Origin of the sequence: Escherichia sp. E10V5 (assembly GCF_004212315.1) — a bacterium.
GTDB lineage: Bacteria > Pseudomonadota > Gammaproteobacteria > Enterobacterales > Enterobacteriaceae > Escherichia.
In genome coordinates, this window is sequence record NZ_RHJM01000052.1 from 1 (window position 1) to 1429 (window position 1429).

At 55.3% G+C, this 1429-nt stretch carries 1 protein-coding gene; it reads left to right on the plus strand.

Annotated features, from left to right (window positions below; genetic code table 11):
• The first annotated feature begins 82 nt into the window (after positions 1 to 82).
• Complete coding sequence (locus D9738_RS24315) at positions 83 to 1420, plus strand: IS4 family transposase (protein ID WP_130261385.1); 1338 nt, start codon at positions 83 to 85, stop codon at positions 1418 to 1420.
• Positions 1421 to 1429 lie beyond the last annotated feature (9 nt).

Sequence of the window (1429 nt, forward strand, 5' to 3'; positions counted from 1 at the left end):
AATGCCGATCAGTTAAGGATCGGTTGACCGATCCTTAAACTGCGGCACTATAACGGCTTCCACAACAGGGAGCCGTTTTCTTATGCCACTTCTCAATGATCTGCTCGATTTCAGTGACCATCCGCTTATGCCACCGCCCTCTGCACAACTGTTTGCAGAGCACCTTCCCGTCGAGTGGATACAGCACTGCCTGACGCTTTCTGCTTATGCGACCGTGCGCCGCCGTCGTTTACCGGGAGACATGGTTATCTGGATGGTGGTGGCCATGGCCTTCTTCCGCAATGAGCCAATTACCGATGTGGTTCGCCGTCTGAACCTGAGCGCGGATGGCGAAGCGGGGATGAACCTGCTGGCCCGCAGCGCTGTCACCCAGGCGCGTCAGCGCGTGGGGGCCGCCCCGGTGGAATGGCTCTTCCGCCAGACCGCACAGACATGGGGCGCGGAACGTTACCTGAAGGATGACTGGCACGGCCTGCAACTTTTTGCCATTGATGGCGCACAGTTCAGGACACCTGATGAACCTGAGTTGCGTGAATATTATGGCTCTGCCAACACATCCACTGAGCGGCAGAGCGCCTACCCGGTTATGCGTCTGGTGGCATTAATGAATCTGGGAAGTCACGTTCTGCTGAATGCCGTGACCGCGCCTTACCGGCGGAGCGAAACCGTGCTGGCCCACTCCATGCTCGCCACCATCCCGGATAACTCCGTTACACTGTTTGACAAGCTCTTTTACAGCGCAGACCTGCTGCTGACGCTGAACCGGCAGGGTTGTAACCGCCACTGGCTACTGCCTGCGTGGAAGAATATCGCGGCAGAAACAGAAGAAAGTTACGGTCCCGGAGACAGGCTTCTGAAACTGAAGGTATCACTGCAGGCGAGGAAAAAAAATCCTGCACTGCCAGAGTTCTGGTACGCCCGGGCGGTGACTTATGAGGTGAACGGTGTGGAGAAAATGGTGCTGACATCACTCCCGGCAGACCGCTACAAAGCAAAAGAGGTGGCGGAACTTTACCATTCACGATGGGAAATCGAAGTCGGGTTCAGAAACCTGAAAAGCAGCCTACTGAACAATGCCCTGGTGCTGAGAAGCCGTAAGGTTGAGTTGCTGGAGCAGGAGGTGTGGGGCATGTTGCTGGCTTACAACCTGATACGGCGTGAGGCAACAAAAGCGGCTGAGAAACACAAAAAAGCGGCGTCAGAAATCAGCTTTAAGTTCGCGTTCCAGTTTATCGCGACAGAAATGATAGTGCTGGGAAATACGGCATCACCGGGGACTATCCCGAAACGACTGGAGCATCTGCGGGGTGCTCTGGAAGCTGTGTTCATAACAAAACGCCCCCGACCATCAAGGCCGAGGGCAGTTAAGATATCAAAAACCCGTTATCCGGTGAAACGCAGCACCGCTCCGCTTAAGTGAACGGCATTG

Excerpts from the sequence above, each read along its gene's own strand:
- D9738_RS24315 (WP_130261385.1), top strand. The coding sequence starts at position 83 with ATGCCACTTCTCAATGATCTGCTCGATTTCAGTGACCATCCGCTTATG.